This window comes from Pelatocladus sp. (assembly GCF_059505505.1).
In genome coordinates, this window is record NZ_JCACKS010000100.1 from 42,630 (window position 1) to 58,771 (window position 16,142).

Sequence of the window (16,142 nt, forward strand, 5' to 3'; positions counted from 1 at the left end):
ATCAGTATATTTTTCATGACAAGCTGATGATTCAGCTATTAATGATGCTGATTTTTTAATAAAACTAAACTAGACATATTAAGAGGTTATTAAAGTCAATATTTATTTACATTTTGTTGTTAGTCATTGGTCATTAGTCATTCTCCCTTATCCCCCAAATCTCCTTCCCTCATTACCCCATCCCCACAGCGATGTTGGCTTTTTTCCCAGTCCACTTTTCCCAACGGATAATTTCGCGACTGACTAATTCTGGGTTATGATCTCCGATAAAGCAGATACGCCCCATCTTTTCACTAGCACTCAAAATTTCACCATTTCCCATAAATGGAGCAATGACAAATTGATCTTGATGACTTGTATAAAAGTTGATCAGGTAATTAATTATTCCCTCTATACCTTCAATATGAATTGGTGTTTGCGGTTTAGGTATAGATTGATGAGAAAAAATGCCAATATACAGGTTACTAATAATTAATTCATACTGATAAGGCATCCGAGTCTGGCTGCAAAACTCATAAATTTGATCTTGGGAACGTAATACTGCAACAATTCTTGCTTCATCAACCAAGTAATCATGGTTCCAAGTGGGCGATAGAGTGGCGATCGCCAAAGCTGCATTCGATGGTAATAGTTGTCTAAAATCTTTACTACTGGTATCACCACAATAAACTAAATGCCTACCCAGCACTAATTCATCACCAAATTTGACTTGCGGTTCTTTGAAAATAACGGTTGTTTTGGGATCTGGCTGTTCTAAACGATTTGGCACTTTTTTAACAGCTGACTTTGCTTGTTTTTGAGCGATCGCACTTTTGAAGGCTAATAACTGTAACTCCTTTTGCTTGGCTCGTGATTCTGCTGCTAATTGTGCTTGTCGTTCAGCTTCTTGTTCTTCTCCCTTGGCTTTGGCTAATTGTGCAGCTTCTTCAGCTTGTTCTGCTAAAGTACGTTCAGCAGTAGCTGTTCTGGCTATTTCTAACTGAGCCGTAGTACTTTTGGTTAATGGTGTTTCTTTAATGAGCTGTTTTACTTCCGGATGAATAGCCTTAGCTATCTGTAAGCCTTGCTGCAAAGTACGTTCAGAGAAACCTGTTTTTTTGGCGATATCCTTGGTAGTCTTGGCAGGTGGTGAAATGGTTGCACTACCTTTGAGAGTATATTGGTTATCTCCTGCTTTTGCTCTGAGTCCCATCCGTTGAAGAATTTGCTCCCGTTCCAGCCAAAGTTCATTACGTTCGAGAGGTTCTAACTCATTGCGGATCAAATTTTCGTCTATTTCCGCTAGACGAGATTGTTCAGCATCTTCATAATTAACAACATTGCACTCAATTTCTTCTAAACCCAGCATCTGACAAGCCGTCAAACGGTGCAATCCAGCAACTAAGTTGTAATGTTGATCTAAGGTGATTGGGTTTAAAAGACCATTTGCTTGAATAGATTCTTTTAAATCCTTAACTTTCTCGCCATTTAATGGACGACGATTCACACCAATTTTAATTTTGTCTATAGATATCTTAGGCATAATTACTGTTTTTCTAAGTCGTCAGTCAGAATACCCGCAAGACGATAAACCCGATTTTATTTCACCAGTGCGATCAAAAACATTAATTTTATGAAAACTCTGATGAAAATGTCTTAATGCTTTACGGCCATTCGATTTGAGATTGATTCCACAAATAAATTTGCTTGCTCTTACTTTTTTTCCTACAGCCTTATTGAAGCCAATGCTCTTAAAAAAGTTCCCCATAGCGATAGGAGGTGTGGGGAGTGTGGGGAGTGAAAAAGTGAGAAAGAATAATAAATAATAAATAAATGACTAGTCCTCATCCCCAATCCCTTATCCCAAATCCCTATTACCTCTTCGCCCCCAATCCCCGATCTCCAATCCCCTGCTTGACAACATTAAAGTTTTTTGCCATATTGGAAGGCGAGTTTTTGGATATCCATATCATTGCCGCTTCGTTTTAATCTCAGATTCTTTTTCGACGTAAAAGTTTTCCAAATTAGTAGTGTTATTGTTCAGGGCCTACTTTACCAGATATCTACCAAGAGTAAAATTGAGAAAATTTTGGTGTAAGGCTGCTGTTGATTGTGCAATCAATTACATTTAATTAGGTCGGCACAAATGAAGCTAATTGACGAGGGTCGTCATTTGTCATTTGTCATTAGTAAGGATTTCTATTAATCAGTGAACAGTTAGAAAAACAGGTGTAATTCCCAGAATCGATTAATAACTGATAACTGATAACTGTAATTTCTCGCAGTCATTGTTAGTCTTTTATTGTTTGTTGTTTGGTATTTCAAGCACCAACAACTAAGAATCAACTATCAACAATCAACTATCAATATCAACCAACAAAAATATGACAGCAGACAAGAAAAACTTGTTCTTCGCAAAACCTTTAACTAGGTGGGGAATTTTTTTGGCGGTTTCCATTGCTTTTGCTACGGGCTTAGTGTCTTTCTTCAGTTTGTTATTGCTTCGCTCCCAAGTTCAAAACGAACCACAAAAGCCTGTGAAAGCTGCGCCTGCAAGAGTTGCTGTGACTGCTTTAGGGCGGATTGTACCTGATGGCGAAATCACTCAATTGTCTGCTCCAAGTTCACTAACTGGCGTACGAGTAGAAAAGCTGTTGGTAAAAGAAGGAGATCAAGTCAAAGCAGGTCAAGTAGTGGCGTTGTTGGAAGGATACACGCGTACTCTTGTGGCTGTACAACAAGCCTTAGACAGCGTGACAGTGGCTCAAGCTAAACTAGCACAGGTGAAAGCTGGCGCAAAAACAGGCGATATTGATGCTCAAAAAGCAGCGATCGCTCAGGTAGAATGGCAATTACAAGGAGAGATCGCCACTCAGCAAGCAGCGATCGCCAGTCTCCAAGCCCAAGTACAAAATGCCGAAACCGAAAACAACCGCTATCAACAACTATATAGAGAAGGTGCAATTTCCGCATCAACAGCAGAGAGCAAAGCGTTGCAACTGAAGACCTTGCAACAGCAACTAACTGAAGGTCAAGCAGCCCTTACACGCACTGTTGATACTCTCCAACAACAACTCAGAGAATCTAAAGCCAAACTAGGAAGTATAAAAGAGGTGCGTCCCACAGATGTGCGCCTAGCACAAGCCGAACTCAAGAGTGCGATGTCTGCTGTGAAACAAGCACAAGCCCAGCATGAATTAACTTACGTAAAATCTCCAGTCAGTGGTAAAGTTTTGAAAACTCATGCCAAATCAGGAGAAGTAGTCGCCACTAACGGTATTGTAGAGATTGGTAAAATTTCTCAAATGTACGCGATCGCAGAAGTTTACCAAACAGATATTCAAAAAGTACGTATAGGTCAAAAAGCGATCATTACTAGCACCGCCTTTCCTGGCAAAAAATTACAAGGAACCGTGAGCGAAATCGGTTTACTCGTTGACAGACAAAATATTTTAAGTGTCAACCCTGGTGCAGATACAGATCGCAGAGTCGTTGAAGTCAAAATCCGCCTCGATAACCCAGCAGATAGCCAACAAATCTCAGGTTTAACCAACTTACAAGTAGATGTAGCTATTAAAATTTAGCCACCCACAAAACAAAGTAGTTAGGCTAGTTTTTTACTACTAATTACTAACCACTAACTACCAATTACCAATTACCAATTACCAAATCATGGTGTTTAAAATTCCTCTGGCATGGTTGCAACTAGTCAGAAACAAAATTCGTTCTCTAGTAGCTGTAGCTGGCATTGGTTTTATTGTAATTTTGATGTTTATGCAACTTGGATTTCAAGATGCTCTCTACTCCAGTGCTACCCAGGTGCATCGCAATCTCCGAGGCGATTTATTTTTAGTCAGCGCTCAATACAAATCTTTGACTGCAATTCAAAGCTTCTTTCGGACTAGATTGTATCAAGCTTTGGGGTTTGATGGTGTAGAATCAGTTAGTCCTATATATTTGGGATTTGCTAAATTTAAGAACCCCGAAAACGGCGAGAAATATTCAATCTATGTGATTGGTTTTGAACCAGGAAGACCAATCATGAATATGCCAGAGGTTGAGAAGAATATAGATAAAATTAAAATTCCTGATGTCGTACTTTTTGACCGCAATTCTCGCCCAGAATTTGGGCCAGTTGCCAAGAAATTTGTTCAGGAAAATACCGAACAAATACTAGAAATATTTCCCTTTGATTCCTTAAGAGGTTATAGAGTTAGATTAGGTGGTTTATTTAGTTTAGGGCCATCTTTTGGTGTGGATGGAAACTTGATAGTCAGTGACACAACTTTCTTAAGGATATTTCCTGACAGCCGTCCTTCAGAAATGATCGATGTCGGTGTGATTTCTCTACAACCAGGTGCTAATCCTCAAAAAGTAATAGCAGAATTGCGAGCTAATTTACCCAACGACGTGAAACTTTTTACTCACCAAGAGTTTATTGATTTTGAGAAAGAATATTGGGCTACGAGAACACCCATTGGTTTCATACTCAATCTCATGCTTTCAATGGCTTCAGTTGTTGGTGTGGTAATTGTTTATCAAATTCTTTACAGTAATATCTCCACTCAACTCGTCGCTTATGCAACCTTAAAAGCCATAGGTTATGAAAACAATTACTTATTAAATGTTGTGTTTCAACAGGCTTTTATATTGTCAGTTTTAGGTTATATTCCAGGGTTTTTTCTATCTATATTCATATATGATTTCGCTATGGAAGCCACTAAACTACCCATCATGATGACTCCTCAAAATGCAGTAATTGTTTTCATCTCAACAATATTAATGTGTATGACCTCTGGTGCATTAGCTATCAATAAACTGCGCTCCACAGACCCCGCAGATATTTTTTAGTCATTAGTAGAGACGCAATTATACTCTTACGAGAAGCCGCTCTTACGAGCGTCTACACGTCTATACAATAGTCATTGGTAATTGGTATTTCATCCCTCACACTCCTCAAATAATTTGTATCCAAATATGAACTTGCAAAATAAAACTATCCTCATCACTGGAATTGGCGAATTTATCGGTTTGCGTACTGCTCAATTAGCGATCGCCAACGGGATGAAAGTCTGTGGAATGCAAAGTACCACAGATAAAGCCAAAAAAGCACAGAATTTAGGCACAAAAGTCATCATTGGCAATATCACCGATTCTACTACTGCCGAATTAGCTTGTCAGGGAGTAGATATAGTTGTACATACAGATGAAATTGCCAAAGAAGGTGGTTCTCTAGAAGAATTTCGCAAAGTCAATGTTGATGGAACTATCAACATTGCTAAAGCAGCTAAAAATGCTGGTGTTAAAACCTTTGTTTATATCTCCAGTGGATTAGTTTATGGCTTTAATTATCCTAAACACATCACAGAAGAAGGACCACTTTCAGGAGATAATAATCCCTATTGTCAGACAAAAATAGAAGCTGAAAAAGCACTTTTACAACTGAATAATCCACCAGATTTTGGCATCATTATTCTTAGAGCAGGTGATGTTTACGGGCCAGGTAGTATTCCTTGGATAGTCCGACCATTAATCATGATGCGGCAAAAATTATTTGCCTATGCTGGTGATGGAATGGGAATCATCAATCACGTATATATTGATAACCTAGTTACAGCTATATTTTTAGCAATAGAAAAAGAAACCTACGGCGAAACTTTCAACATCACCGACGGACAAGAAACTACTTGGAAGGAATATTTTACTTGCTTGGCAGAAATGTCAGGTTTGCCAGCACCTTTTTCACTACCAAAAGACGAACTCAAACTATTTCTTAAGCTGCGCTACCAAGGACAAAAGCTCTTTCGTAAACAAGCTGATATCTTACCAGAAGCCGTAGATTTTATGACTCGTCCCTATGCTTATTCAATTGAAAAAGCACGCACAAATTTAAGCTATGAACCCAAAGTTAATTTAGAGGAAGGAATGCGTTTAACGCAGGAATGGGTGAAAAAAACAGACCTCAAGAAAATTGTGAATGGTTAGGTGAAAATAATGCTAACGAGAGCTTCTAAATTTTTGACATTTCTACTTCTGAGTTTGGTAAGTATAGGTTTGTCTAATACAGTGCAGGCAGAACCTACAACCACACTAACTGTAGTAGTAAATGGTATCAAACACCAAAAAGGTCAGATTTGTCTGAAAGTATATGCGAGTGAAAAAGGATTTCCTATGAGTGAGACTAGTGGTGTAAAAAGCGGCTGTACCAAAATCACAGGAAGTTCCGTAAAGAAAGAATTTATTGGTTTAAAACCAGGAAAGTATGCAGTTGCTGTTGTTGATGATCAAAACGGAGATTATAAACTCAATCAAGATTTTTTAGGCATTCCACAAGAAGGTTTTGGAGTTTCTAATAACCCAACCGTATCAATCATAACTGGCACACCAAAATTCAATAAAGCAAGTTTCCCATTACAAAAAAATACAACCATCAACATTGAAATGAAATATGGATTAGAGCAATAATAATTTTTTTGTTATATATCTTGTACTTGACTATAAGTATGCCTAGAAATAAAGTTCCAGGCTTCTAGTAAAAGTCATCTCAATATGACTGAGTAATTCGATGAAGTGGCTCTTAGCTAAGAAATAAATTTCTTGGCGTTCAAAAAAATCTCTCTATCTCTCACTCCTCACACACACTCCTCACCAATGAAAGAATTGGCGATATCTCTGTCTAGAATGTTGCTAAGTTGGTTGGCAATTCAAACATTTGTGACTTTAGCTTTTTTATGGACATTAAGAACGCATCGCAGAAATTCCTTACCAGATGAACAGCTTCCGAAAACAGCAGTTATTATTTGTTTGCGGGGAAGCGATCCGTTTCTACCCAATTGTTTAGAATCACTTCTGCAACAAAACTATCCACAATATGATTTAAAGATAATTATCGATCATCGTGAAGATCCAGCTTGGAAAATTGCTACCGAAACTATAGCCTCACTTGATGCAACTAATGTCCAAATTAGCCCTTTGAGTATCAGACGATATAACTGTAGCCTCAAATGCAGTTCTATTGTCCAAGCTGTCTCAGAATTGGATGAATCCTACAAAGTAGTTGCATTTGTAGATGCTGATGCGATAGTTCATCCCAACTGGTTACGCGAATTAGTTAGCCCTCTAGCCGATCCGAAAGTAGGAGCGACTACTGGTAATCGCTGGTACTTACCCACAGGTAAATATTGGGGTTCACTGGTGCGGTATTTCTGGAATTCCTCTGCTGTTGTGCAGATGAGTTTGTACCGCATTCCTTGGGGGGGTAGTTTAGCACTCAAAACAGAAGTGATTCACGAAACCGAACTACTAGAGAGATGGGCAAGAGCCTATACTGACGATACTATGATCCGCAGAGTTCTGGCAAATTATGGATTTCAGGTAAAGTTTGTACCATCTCTGTTGATTCTCAATCGTGAAGAGTGTGATTTACCGAGATTATTTGACTGGACAAAGCGTCAGATGTTGTCTTCGCGCCTTTATCATCCCCAGTGGTGGGCGGTAATTGCTGATGCATTGCAAACAGTACTACTTCCGAATCTGCTGTTGGTGTTGTCTGTAGCAGCGTTATGGATGCAACAATGGGATGCTGCGGCTTTAGCTTTCATTAGCTATGGTAGCTATATAGTGGCATTGTTGTTACTGGCGATCGCCCTAGAAATCGGAGTCAGACCGATAATTCGCGACAACACAACAATCAAAACCAAATTGTCACCAGCCACGGTAGTCAAAATGTTAATTGGCATACCCCTAACACACTGGTTTTATGGGTTTGCACTTACATTATCTTTTTGGATGTCAAAAGTTACCTGGCGCGGCGTCACCTACCAAATCAAAGGGCCTTGGCACATTCGTCTGATTGAATATCGCCCCTATCAAATCTTAGACCAACCCATTGACAGCAAAGTATCTTTGTAAACATCTAAACTCAAATAAATCAAGCAGTCAGCTTCAACAGACTTGAGCGATGAGACTGCGATTTCAATTGCAGGCGGGTTTTTTAAACATTTAGGATGCTTCCCCCATCTCCTCATCTCCACAAATCCTTAACTATGAAAAAACAACCTCTTCGCATAGCGTTAATTACAGGATTGTATGCGCCATTTTTGACAGGGGTTTCCATCGCAGTACACCAACGAGTGCGCTGGTTACTACAACAGGGACACGAAGTATTTCTCATCCATCCAGAAATCAACGATCAATATCCAGAAGAAGTTGGTAATCGTCCGATGGAGGGACTCAAAGAACTCCAAACTTTTCCCAAATTTTCTTCCTATGCATTTCCCACTCAACCCTTGATCTTTTATAAATCTCTTCCCCAACCATTACATAATCGTCATTGGAGCGATACCAAATTACTGGAGAACTATAAACCAGACATTGTGATTGTTGAAGAAGCACCACAAATGCGAGGCTTTTATTCACTTTATTTGCAAGGTTACGGTCGTCCTGTAGGTATTGAATACGCTAAGAAAACTGGCACACCAATCATATCGCTATTCCACACTGATATCGTTGCTTATATTCGCTATTACATGGGCAATCAATTTTTTAGCTTTATTCGTCCCATGTTACCCATGTTAATCAAGCAATTCAGCGAAGCTTACGACCATAACTTTTTTTCTTCACGCGAACAACTTGAAAAATATCAAAGCTTGAAATCCCAACGCAGCGAATATCTACCCTATCAAGGTATAGATTGCCAAAAATTTAATCCTGCCAATATCTCCTACAACCCCATTCCCAACGATAATCGTCCCACACTTTTGTTTGTTGGACGCATTGCTCCCGAAAAGAGTGTTATTCAACTTTTAGATATATACCCAATCGTCGCTGCCAAAATCCCTGATGTACATCTAGTTATTGTTGGTAGTGGTCCCCAACAAGAAGAAATCCGTCAACGTGCAGCTCAATTTGGCAAAGGTGTAACCGTCTGGGGAGAATCTCATGGTACAGAACTATTGGGATGGTATGCACGAGCCGATGTTTTTGTCAATGCATCTGTTACCGAAAACTTCTGCACTTCCACCAACGAAGCTTTAGCATCGGGAACTCCTGTAATTGCAGTCAAAGCACCCTCAACCTCAGAACAAGTAGTTCCTGGTCGCAATGGCTTTTTAGCTCAACCAAATAGTCCTTGGGATTTTGCAAATAAAGTAATTAGAATTCTCGAAAATCCCGAACTTAAAGAAGAAATGTCTCTCCACGCTCGTTTTTCTGTTCTTGAATATGATTGGTCTGTATGTATGCAAAAGTTTGAACAGAGACTACATCAAATAGTGGAAAAATCAAACAATTTAGCAGCAACACCTATTCCCGCTTTGGAATGAATTCCAAAGCTTATAGCGAAAGTCTTCTTTAGAAGACTTATCAAGAATTTTAGTCCACTTAAGTGGACTTGAGCTATTAGCCAGAGAATTTATTCTCTGGCGGTAAATTAGGAAAGTGCAATCTCGTAATGCCTGTAAAATAGTTGGTAAGTTTTCTTTAAATTTTTCTATAGCCTGCCGAAAATCTTTAACTTCCGGACGAACATAATTAATAAAAGTGGTGATTTATCCTTTCTAACAGGTGTTCTCCCACTCGCAATGCATTTGCCATAATTGTCAATGACGGATTCACAGCAGAACTAGAAGGGAAAAAGCTACCATCAACAACATAAAGATTATCGACATCGTGGGTACGACAATTAAGATCGAGTACAGACTTTCTGGGATGTTCGCCAAAACGACAAGTACCACATTGATGTCCAACTTCTTTCACAGTTAAATTTTGAGGAAAGACAACTGAAACATGTCCTTTGTGAGATGGTAGTTTCATTGATTGTAAAACTGAAACCCAGCGTTTCATCAAACGATTAAAGCCTTGTTCATTATTCTTGGTATAATCAACAATAATTTGCTCTCCTTTAAGATAAACACGGTTGTTAGGATTTGGTAAATCTTCAGTGATCAGTAACCAAGAAACAGAATGGTTTGCTACTGCTTCTGCAATAAATTTAGGTGTCAAAGGTGGTGCATAAGCAGCAACTTTATTTGTGGTGAGATTACCTAGCAATTGAATGCTTCCCATAGGAAAGGGAAAACCTTTTTCACCCCAATAAAAATCATTGACAGCTATTGTTTTGTGAAAAACTGTAGGATTAAATTTTGTAGATAAAGCCATGACTACTCCAAATTTATGAGCCATGTAATTTCGCCCTACCAGATGAGAACTATTGGCTAATCCATTTGGATGTCGATCATTAGCAGACTGAAGTAATAATACTGCTGAATTGACAGCACCACAAGCCAGAACAACAATATCTGCCGAAAAAATATGCCGTTTTCCTGCGATTTCTGCTACTACTCCGGTAACTTCTCGACCAGATGCACTTGTGTGTAGACGTAGAACTTTGGCTTGAGTAATTAAAGTCACGTTTGGATTAGCTATAGCTGGACGCACACAGTTAATATCAGCATCAGATTTTGCATTCACAAAACATGGAAAACCATCACAAGTATCACAACGAATACAAGTACTTAAAAAACGATTAGTTTCATTTAATTTAATCCCAAGTGGTAAATAAAATGGATGTAAGCCTTTGTTTTTTAAACCATCATTAATTTCTTTAATATATGGTTCGTGGCTGATAGGAAGAAAAGGGTAATCTTCACTAATTTGAGGTTCAGTAGGATCTAAATTTCGCTGACCATGTACTTCATATAGTTTTTCTGCTTCCGTATAGTATGGTGCAAAATCTTGATATCTTAATGGCCATTCCGGAGAGATACCGTCTCGATGAAAAACTTTATTAAAGTCTTGTTCACGAAATCTAAATAATGCTCCACCATAAAATTTAGTGTTACCACCAACATAATAGTGTGTGACTGGACGAATTACTTGACCATGTTTGTCGTACCAAACTTCTTGGGGACGATAACATTTTTTTTGAAAAATTAGCCGAGAATCCCAATTTGCTTTTTCTTGAGGTACGAAAGAACCTCTTTCTAGCAGCAAAATTTTCTTTCCACTTGGTGCTAATTTATATGCTAGTGTTCCTCCACCAGCACCCGTACCAATGATGATTACATCATAATGACAATCAGCCATTTTTTCTCCGTTGGTTGAGTTTGTGGTCATGCACCAGGTGTGAGGAAAAAAGAATGATACTAAATACAAAACATCACGACGAGTATAAATAGCAGCTATATAAATGGCAAGCTGCTATTTATCTTTTTCAATGGTTATCTATTAAGGTAAGTAAAATTATCAAAAATCAAATCATGATATTTTTTAGTGATGATTATTGCAGTTTTAATGTAACAAATATAATTTTTATGCAATTTTTATCGAATACATTTATTAACTTGTTGAAAACTTGATATCAAATATAAGTTAAAGTTTGTAGTAAGATGTTTAGGGCTAATTTAAGCACTAAACATCTTACTACAAACAATTTGAAGTTAATCTAAAAGATTACTACTGATGTGAACGTCTTTCGGCTAGCATTTGATTTTCTGCACAGGTTTGATTTAGATTGGTCAAACCAATCCAACGGTAAATCGCATCTCCAAATTCTGGAAAAAGTTGTACATTAGAAAATAGAAGCCTTGTTAGTAAGCCATCAAGTATTACTTCTGCTTTGTTGTTTTTGATGGCATCTATAACTGCGATCGCAACAGTTTTTGGTTCAGAAACACGTGCTAATTTCGGTGCTGGTAAACCAAATTTCAAAAACATCCCCGCTTTTGTGTATCCCGGACAAATTACAGATACCCCTATATTAGTATCAACTAATTCTTGACGCATCGCATCTGTCCACATAATTAAACCAGCTTTACTGGCAGAATAAATACTATTGTAAGGCGCTCCCTTTTTCCCAGAGCCTGAAGAAATATTGACAATGTTACCATGATTACGCTCTAACATACTCGGCAATACTAACCGAGCTAGCTCCATTCCTGCTAATAAATTAGTTCCCAGTATTGATTGGATATCTTTGAGAGAGTAATTTTGAAAAGGTCGATACTTTTCAATCGCAGCATTATTAATCAAAATATCAATTCGACCCGCCATTTGATTAATTTGCTGTACAAGTAATGGTAATTCTTCCAATTGGCTGATATCAAAAGGAACGCTGATGTATCTACCACCTGTAGCTTCGATGTCAGCACGAATTTTTTCTAACTTTTCTTGGGAACGAGAAACACCAACTACAGTTGCTTTTTCTTTTGCTAGCGCGCGAGCAATAAATACTCCGATTCCACCCGCAGCGCCAGTCAAAACTACTGTCTTACCTGCAAGATTTTTCATGATTAGATTAGTTGATAATTGTTGATTGTTGGTTGTTGATTGTTGGTTGTTCTCATCCAAACAACAAGTAACCATGAACAAACAGTAAATTCATGGTCTGTTACTAATAGCTAAAGATTAAAGACGAAAAACAACCTCTGCTCTACTTCACTTTAGTAGAACATTCATAATTACTAATTATCTACACTCTGAGAGCAAATACAATTAATAACCAATCTAGCGTCTTCTTACGCTTAATTCCCCTAAACGCTCTCAGCATACTCTATTAACTTGACACTTTTCTAGCTATTAATTGCCAATTTAATTTAATTAAAACACAAGTCTCATTATTTTTAACATTTTTGAATTATCAAACATTCCATACAATAGATTATAAAAGTATAAATCTAAAGGTTTATATAGCATTCCTAGATTGTTCGTAAAAGACAAGAACCCCGACTTCTTATAAAAGTCGGGGTTCTGAGCTTTGCGATTTTTACAAATCATATAGGATTGCTATATAATTTTAATTGCTGAAAATAATCATTAATTCATGACAAAAGCCGAGAAAAAATAAACTAGCAAACCTAGTAACTAGATTCCAGTAAGGTTACATTACTTCACATAGTTTGTTTTTTTCAAATCATTCTACTTATTAAACAACATCGGCAAAAAGAGATAGTTTTTAGGTATAGCTACGCGTCTCTACTTTATTGTGGGTTTTGTCCAGAAAGTTTTTGAATTTGTCCAGAAAAGTAATCTTCCTCGTACTTTAATTGTTGTGCTACTTCCAACCCTTTTTGAAAAGCTTGTAGTGCTTGCGGATAGTCTTTACGTTCCAAGTGCATTTTGCCGATTTGATCGTAAGCATTCATTAAACCATAAAAATTGGAAGCTAATTGTTGAGTCTGTACAAGAATTTCACTAGCTTGCAATGCTTCTTGTATTTGTCCTTGAGAACGGTAGAGTGTGATTAATTTTTGCAAAGCTTCACCTGCACGTACGTACTGTTGTGATTGCCAAGCAATTGTGTAAGCTTGTTGATAGTTATTAAAAGCTTCTTGAAGAAGATTAGGATTTTTCTTAGCTAGAGATTCATAATCTGAACCGATCGCTAGTTTTAAAGCTGGTAGTTGAGTTGGATTATTCTGTCTTTGATATATTTGTGCGAGTCGATTCTGTATTTCTATTGCTTGCTGGGGTTGTTTCCCGTGTTCATAAATATAAGCTAATCTTTGTAAGTATACTAACTCGTTGACACTATCACCCTTAGCAGTAGCTAGTTTTAACAACTCCTGATACGTATCTGCTGCTTTGCTGTAATCAAACCAACTCAAATGCACTTGTGCGATCGCCTGTAAAATTTCTACCTCTTTGGCTGTATTTTGCTGTTGTCGCACCGCAGTTAGAACTTGCTGATACGCTTCCACGGCATTTTCAGGCGATCGCACTTGTTGATAAGCTTGTCCTAGTGCTTGGAGTAACTCTAAATCAGGAGTTTTTTGTGATTGTGCTTGTTTTTGAATGGCTTGCAATCGCTGAGTAATGTATCGTATCTGTGGACGATTGCTTTTTTGATAGGCTACAGCACCCACTCTTCCTAGTGCTTGCACCTCTTTGAGAGAACCCAAATAGCGACGCAACCGCAGTTCTCGGTTCCAGATATCAAATGCTCCCAACTCATCACCAGCTTGTAGTTTTGCGGTAGCTTGTTGATTCAACTTATCCAATTCTGTCTCCAGCTTTTGCTGTTCAATCACAGATAACGGCTGTTTGTCTTTGTCTGGATTCCGTGGCAACAGTGGATCAGGTGTGGTAATCTCTAACGGTGATGGCGGAAACTCATCTGGTGGTTGAGGCTTTTTAGTAGCCGCCATAGTCAAGGAAGCACCAAGTAACCACAAAGCAGTAGTAGCAGTAATTGTCACACTTAAGCATTTGAACATAATTGTTGGTTGTTGGTCAATATTAAGAGGGAAAAGGGAATAAAGAACTCGTCAATTGTCAAATTAGGTATACTGACGATAGTCATTCAAAAATTCTCCTGCAAATTCAACAACTTTGCTTTTTTTGAAAAACCATAGACTGACTTTAGCCAAAAAGCATTTGTTCTGCGAGGGTGAACATCATGACAGGTAAATTAGAAGGCAAAGTTGCAATTGTTACCGGGGCTTCTGCTGGTATTGGTGAAGCAACTGCGATCGCTCTTGCATTAGAAGGTGCAAAAGTGGTTTTGGCTGCTCGACGTGGCGATCGCTTAGAGAAGCTAACACGACGTATTGGTGATAGTGGTGGTGAAGCACTACCCATAATTACTGATGTGACAGACGAAAACCAAGTTCAGAATCTTGTTCAAAAGACCAATGCAGAATTCGGTCGGATCGATATCCTCGTTAACAATGCAGGTGTCGCCTTTTCAGGGCCGATTGATGGTGCTAAAACTTCAGATTGGCGGCGCATGATTGATATCAATATTGTGGGACTGTTGTACGCAACTCACGCGGTGTTACCAATCCTCAAAACTCAGGGTACAGGACATATCGTCAATATTTCATCCGTCGCAGGTCGGACAGCCAGAGAAGATATTGCTGTATATAATGCGACCAAATGGGCTGTGAATGGTTTTTCAGAAGCTTTACGCAAAGAAGTCTACAAACATAATATCCGTGTAACTATCATCGAACCTGGTTTAGTAAATACAGAAATAAATCAAGACGTTAGTGATCCTGTTGTCAAAAAACGCAGCGAAGAACGCCGTCAATCAGTTACACCTCTAGAAAGCGAGGATATCGCAGCTGCAATTGTTTATGCGGTGACACAACCACAGCGCGTCAATGTTAACGAAATTCTGATTCGACCTACACAGCAAGGGTGGTAGTGCGATAGCATGATAATAAGCACGATTAGGCAACTTGATAAACTGTTGGCTGTGGAAGCGGTTCATTTGTGGCTTCATAAGCCATAATTAGGGATTCTAACGCTTCAATACCGTTCGCCACAGCCTCTTCATAAGTATCGCCATGAGTCCGCCAACGCTGTCCGGGAAAATCAGGAAATCCAACTAAGAAGCAGTTGTCTTCAAGAGACCATTGAATCAACATTTGGTACTTAAATTTACTCATCTTCCTGCTTCTCCTGCTGTTGTTTCTCCTCTACCTCTTTTATAGCTTGTTGCACATCCTTTTCTTGGTAGGGTTTAGCGTCGGAACTATCTTTCCCTGAAACCGTTAGCTTCCCAGCATACAAGGGATGTATCCAGTTAGTGTGGCTTCCTTTTCCTGGGAGTTCACTAAAACCTACTTGACGTAGCCATTGTTTTAACTCCCTAATTTTCTTGGGCATTAATGAGATATTGACTATCAACTACAGCATAGTAACCTTAATCTCACCTAAAAAAGCGAGCCTCTAAGTGTGTGGTTAGATGATCGCTCCACCATTTCCCTTATTAGTAAACTATAATTTGGCAATCGACAATCGACAAAATAATTTGGCAAACGACAAAAGAAGAATTAATCATAAAATCAAAAAGCCCGTGGCGAGGATTGAACTCGCGACCTCACCCTTACCAAGGGTGTGCTCTACCACTGAGCTACACGGGCAAAATTAACGCATTCATAAAATTAAAAATGTAAAACTAAAACTTTGAAATTTTAATTTTACACTTTTAACTTTAGCAGGTGGGCCGGGCTGGATTTGAACCAGCGTAGGCGCTAGCCAACGGATTTACAGTCCGTCTCCATTAACCACTCGGACACCGACCCGTGAGACCCACGATTAAGAATAATAGCACAAGGTTTTAAAATTTCCAACCTTTTTTTCAAAAAAAATTTATTGGGGAACGGGGAAAGAGGACAAGGGGGACAAGGGGGACAAGAGAGAGATGAGAATACCAATCC

General features: G+C 38.6%; 13 protein-coding genes and 2 tRNA genes. 7 read left to right on the forward strand and 8 right to left on the reverse strand.

All coding sequences use genetic code 11. The features are described from left to right. Positions 1-172 precede the first annotated feature (172 nt). On the reverse strand, positions 173-1,522 hold the full coding sequence (locus AC5JMK_RS08890; RefSeq protein WP_096676959.1) for a ParB/RepB/Spo0J family partition protein: 1,350 nt from the start codon (positions 1,520-1,522) through the stop codon (positions 173-175). A gap of 841 nt (positions 1,523-2,363) precedes the next feature. Here AC5JMK_RS08890 and AC5JMK_RS08895 point away from each other — a divergent pair. The 6 genes from AC5JMK_RS08895 (at position 2,364) to AC5JMK_RS08920 (ending at position 9,302) form a co-directional block, all read left to right on the forward strand. Further along, positions 2,364-3,563: an ABC exporter membrane fusion protein gene (locus tag AC5JMK_RS08895; protein ID WP_096676960.1), complete on the forward strand. Its 1,200-nt coding sequence runs from the start codon at positions 2,364-2,366 to the stop codon at positions 3,561-3,563. 88 nt (positions 3,564-3,651) lie between these two features. Continuing rightward, a complete protein-coding gene (gene devC, locus AC5JMK_RS08900) occupies positions 3,652-4,830 on the forward strand; it encodes an ABC transporter permease DevC (RefSeq protein ID WP_096676961.1) in 1,179 nt (392 codons plus the stop codon). 126 nt (positions 4,831-4,956) lie between these two features. After that, positions 4,957-5,964 carry an NAD-dependent epimerase/dehydratase family protein gene (locus tag AC5JMK_RS08905; RefSeq protein ID WP_096676962.1) on the forward strand — a complete coding sequence of 336 codons (1,008 nt, stop codon included), beginning with the start codon at positions 4,957-4,959 and terminating at the stop codon, positions 5,962-5,964. A 9-nt stretch (positions 5,965-5,973) separates the two neighbouring features. Further along, complete coding sequence (locus AC5JMK_RS08910) at positions 5,974-6,444, forward strand: DUF2141 domain-containing protein (RefSeq protein WP_495909906.1); 471 nt, start codon at positions 5,974-5,976, stop codon at positions 6,442-6,444. Positions 6,445-6,630: 186 nt separating this feature from the next. After that, positions 6,631-7,890, forward strand: a complete 1,260-nt coding sequence (locus AC5JMK_RS08915) for a glycosyltransferase family 2 protein (RefSeq protein ID WP_495909907.1) — start codon at positions 6,631-6,633, stop codon at positions 7,888-7,890. Between the two features lie 134 nt (positions 7,891-8,024). Further along, positions 8,025-9,302: a glycosyltransferase gene (locus tag AC5JMK_RS08920; protein ID WP_096676965.1), complete on the forward strand. Its 1,278-nt coding sequence runs from the start codon at positions 8,025-8,027 to the stop codon at positions 9,300-9,302. 208 nt (positions 9,303-9,510) lie between these two features. On the opposite strand, the gene AC5JMK_RS08925 is transcribed toward AC5JMK_RS08920, so the two are convergent. The 3 genes from AC5JMK_RS08925 to AC5JMK_RS08935 all read right to left on the reverse strand — a co-directional run bounded on the left by AC5JMK_RS08925 (position 9,511) and on the right by AC5JMK_RS08935 (position 14,192). Next, on the reverse strand, positions 9,511-11,064 hold the full coding sequence (locus AC5JMK_RS08925; RefSeq protein ID WP_096676966.1) for a GMC oxidoreductase: 1,554 nt from the start codon (positions 11,062-11,064) through the stop codon (positions 9,511-9,513). Positions 11,065-11,433: 369 nt separating this feature from the next. Next, positions 11,434-12,267, reverse strand: coding sequence for an SDR family NAD(P)-dependent oxidoreductase (locus tag AC5JMK_RS08930; RefSeq protein ID WP_495909908.1), 834 nt, complete (start codon positions 12,265-12,267; stop codon positions 11,434-11,436). 689 nt (positions 12,268-12,956) lie between these two features. Beyond that, positions 12,957-14,192, reverse strand: coding sequence for a tetratricopeptide repeat protein (locus tag AC5JMK_RS08935; RefSeq protein WP_096676967.1), 1,236 nt, complete (start codon positions 14,190-14,192; stop codon positions 12,957-12,959). 182 nt (positions 14,193-14,374) lie between these two features. On the opposite strand from AC5JMK_RS08935, the gene AC5JMK_RS08940 reads away from it, so the two are divergent. Beyond that, positions 14,375-15,124 (forward strand): SDR family NAD(P)-dependent oxidoreductase, encoded by a 750-nt coding sequence (locus tag AC5JMK_RS08940; RefSeq protein ID WP_096676968.1) that lies wholly within the window; start codon positions 14,375-14,377, stop codon positions 15,122-15,124. Positions 15,125-15,149: 25 nt separating this feature from the next. On the opposite strand, the gene AC5JMK_RS08945 is transcribed toward AC5JMK_RS08940, so the two are convergent. From AC5JMK_RS08945 to AC5JMK_RS08960, 4 genes are all read right to left on the reverse strand, one after another. Further along, positions 15,150-15,368, reverse strand: a complete 219-nt coding sequence (locus tag AC5JMK_RS08945) for a type II toxin-antitoxin system HicB family antitoxin (protein ID WP_096676969.1) — start codon at positions 15,366-15,368, stop codon at positions 15,150-15,152. Then, entirely contained in the window at positions 15,361-15,588 is a 228-nt protein-coding gene (locus AC5JMK_RS08950) for a type II toxin-antitoxin system HicA family toxin (RefSeq protein WP_096676970.1), read from the reverse strand. Before AC5JMK_RS08950 ends, AC5JMK_RS08945 begins: the two co-directional genes overlap by 8 nt. A 185-nt stretch (positions 15,589-15,773) precedes the next feature. Continuing rightward, positions 15,774-15,845, reverse strand: a tRNA-Thr gene (locus AC5JMK_RS08955). A 79-nt stretch (positions 15,846-15,924) separates the two neighbouring features. Continuing rightward, positions 15,925-16,007: transfer RNA gene (locus AC5JMK_RS08960), tRNA-Tyr, on the reverse strand. Positions 16,008-16,142 lie beyond the last annotated feature (135 nt).

Coding starts and splice junctions, on each gene's coding strand:
- AC5JMK_RS08890 (WP_096676959.1), bottom strand. CDS start 1,522: ATGCCTAAGATATCTATAGACAAAATTAAAATTGGTGTGAATCGTCGT.
- AC5JMK_RS08895 (WP_096676960.1), top strand. CDS start 2,364: ATGACAGCAGACAAGAAAAACTTGTTCTTCGCAAAACCTTTAACTAGG.
- devC (WP_096676961.1), top strand. CDS start 3,652: ATGGTGTTTAAAATTCCTCTGGCATGGTTGCAACTAGTCAGAAACAAA.
- AC5JMK_RS08905 (WP_096676962.1), top strand. CDS start 4,957: ATGAACTTGCAAAATAAAACTATCCTCATCACTGGAATTGGCGAATTT.
- AC5JMK_RS08910 (WP_495909906.1), top strand. CDS start 5,974: ATGCTAACGAGAGCTTCTAAATTTTTGACATTTCTACTTCTGAGTTTG.
- AC5JMK_RS08915 (WP_495909907.1), top strand. CDS start 6,631: ATGAAAGAATTGGCGATATCTCTGTCTAGAATGTTGCTAAGTTGGTTG.
- AC5JMK_RS08920 (WP_096676965.1), top strand. CDS start 8,025: ATGAAAAAACAACCTCTTCGCATAGCGTTAATTACAGGATTGTATGCG.
- AC5JMK_RS08925 (WP_096676966.1), bottom strand. CDS start 11,064: ATGGCTGATTGTCATTATGATGTAATCATCATTGGTACGGGTGCTGGT.
- AC5JMK_RS08930 (WP_495909908.1), bottom strand. CDS start 12,267: ATGAAAAATCTTGCAGGTAAGACAGTAGTTTTGACTGGCGCTGCGGGT.
- AC5JMK_RS08935 (WP_096676967.1), bottom strand. CDS start 14,192: ATGTTCAAATGCTTAAGTGTGACAATTACTGCTACTACTGCTTTGTGG.
- AC5JMK_RS08940 (WP_096676968.1), top strand. CDS start 14,375: ATGACAGGTAAATTAGAAGGCAAAGTTGCAATTGTTACCGGGGCTTCT.
- AC5JMK_RS08945 (WP_096676969.1), bottom strand. CDS start 15,368: ATGAGTAAATTTAAGTACCAAATGTTGATTCAATGGTCTCTTGAAGAC.
- AC5JMK_RS08950 (WP_096676970.1), bottom strand. CDS start 15,588: ATGCCCAAGAAAATTAGGGAGTTAAAACAATGGCTACGTCAAGTAGGT.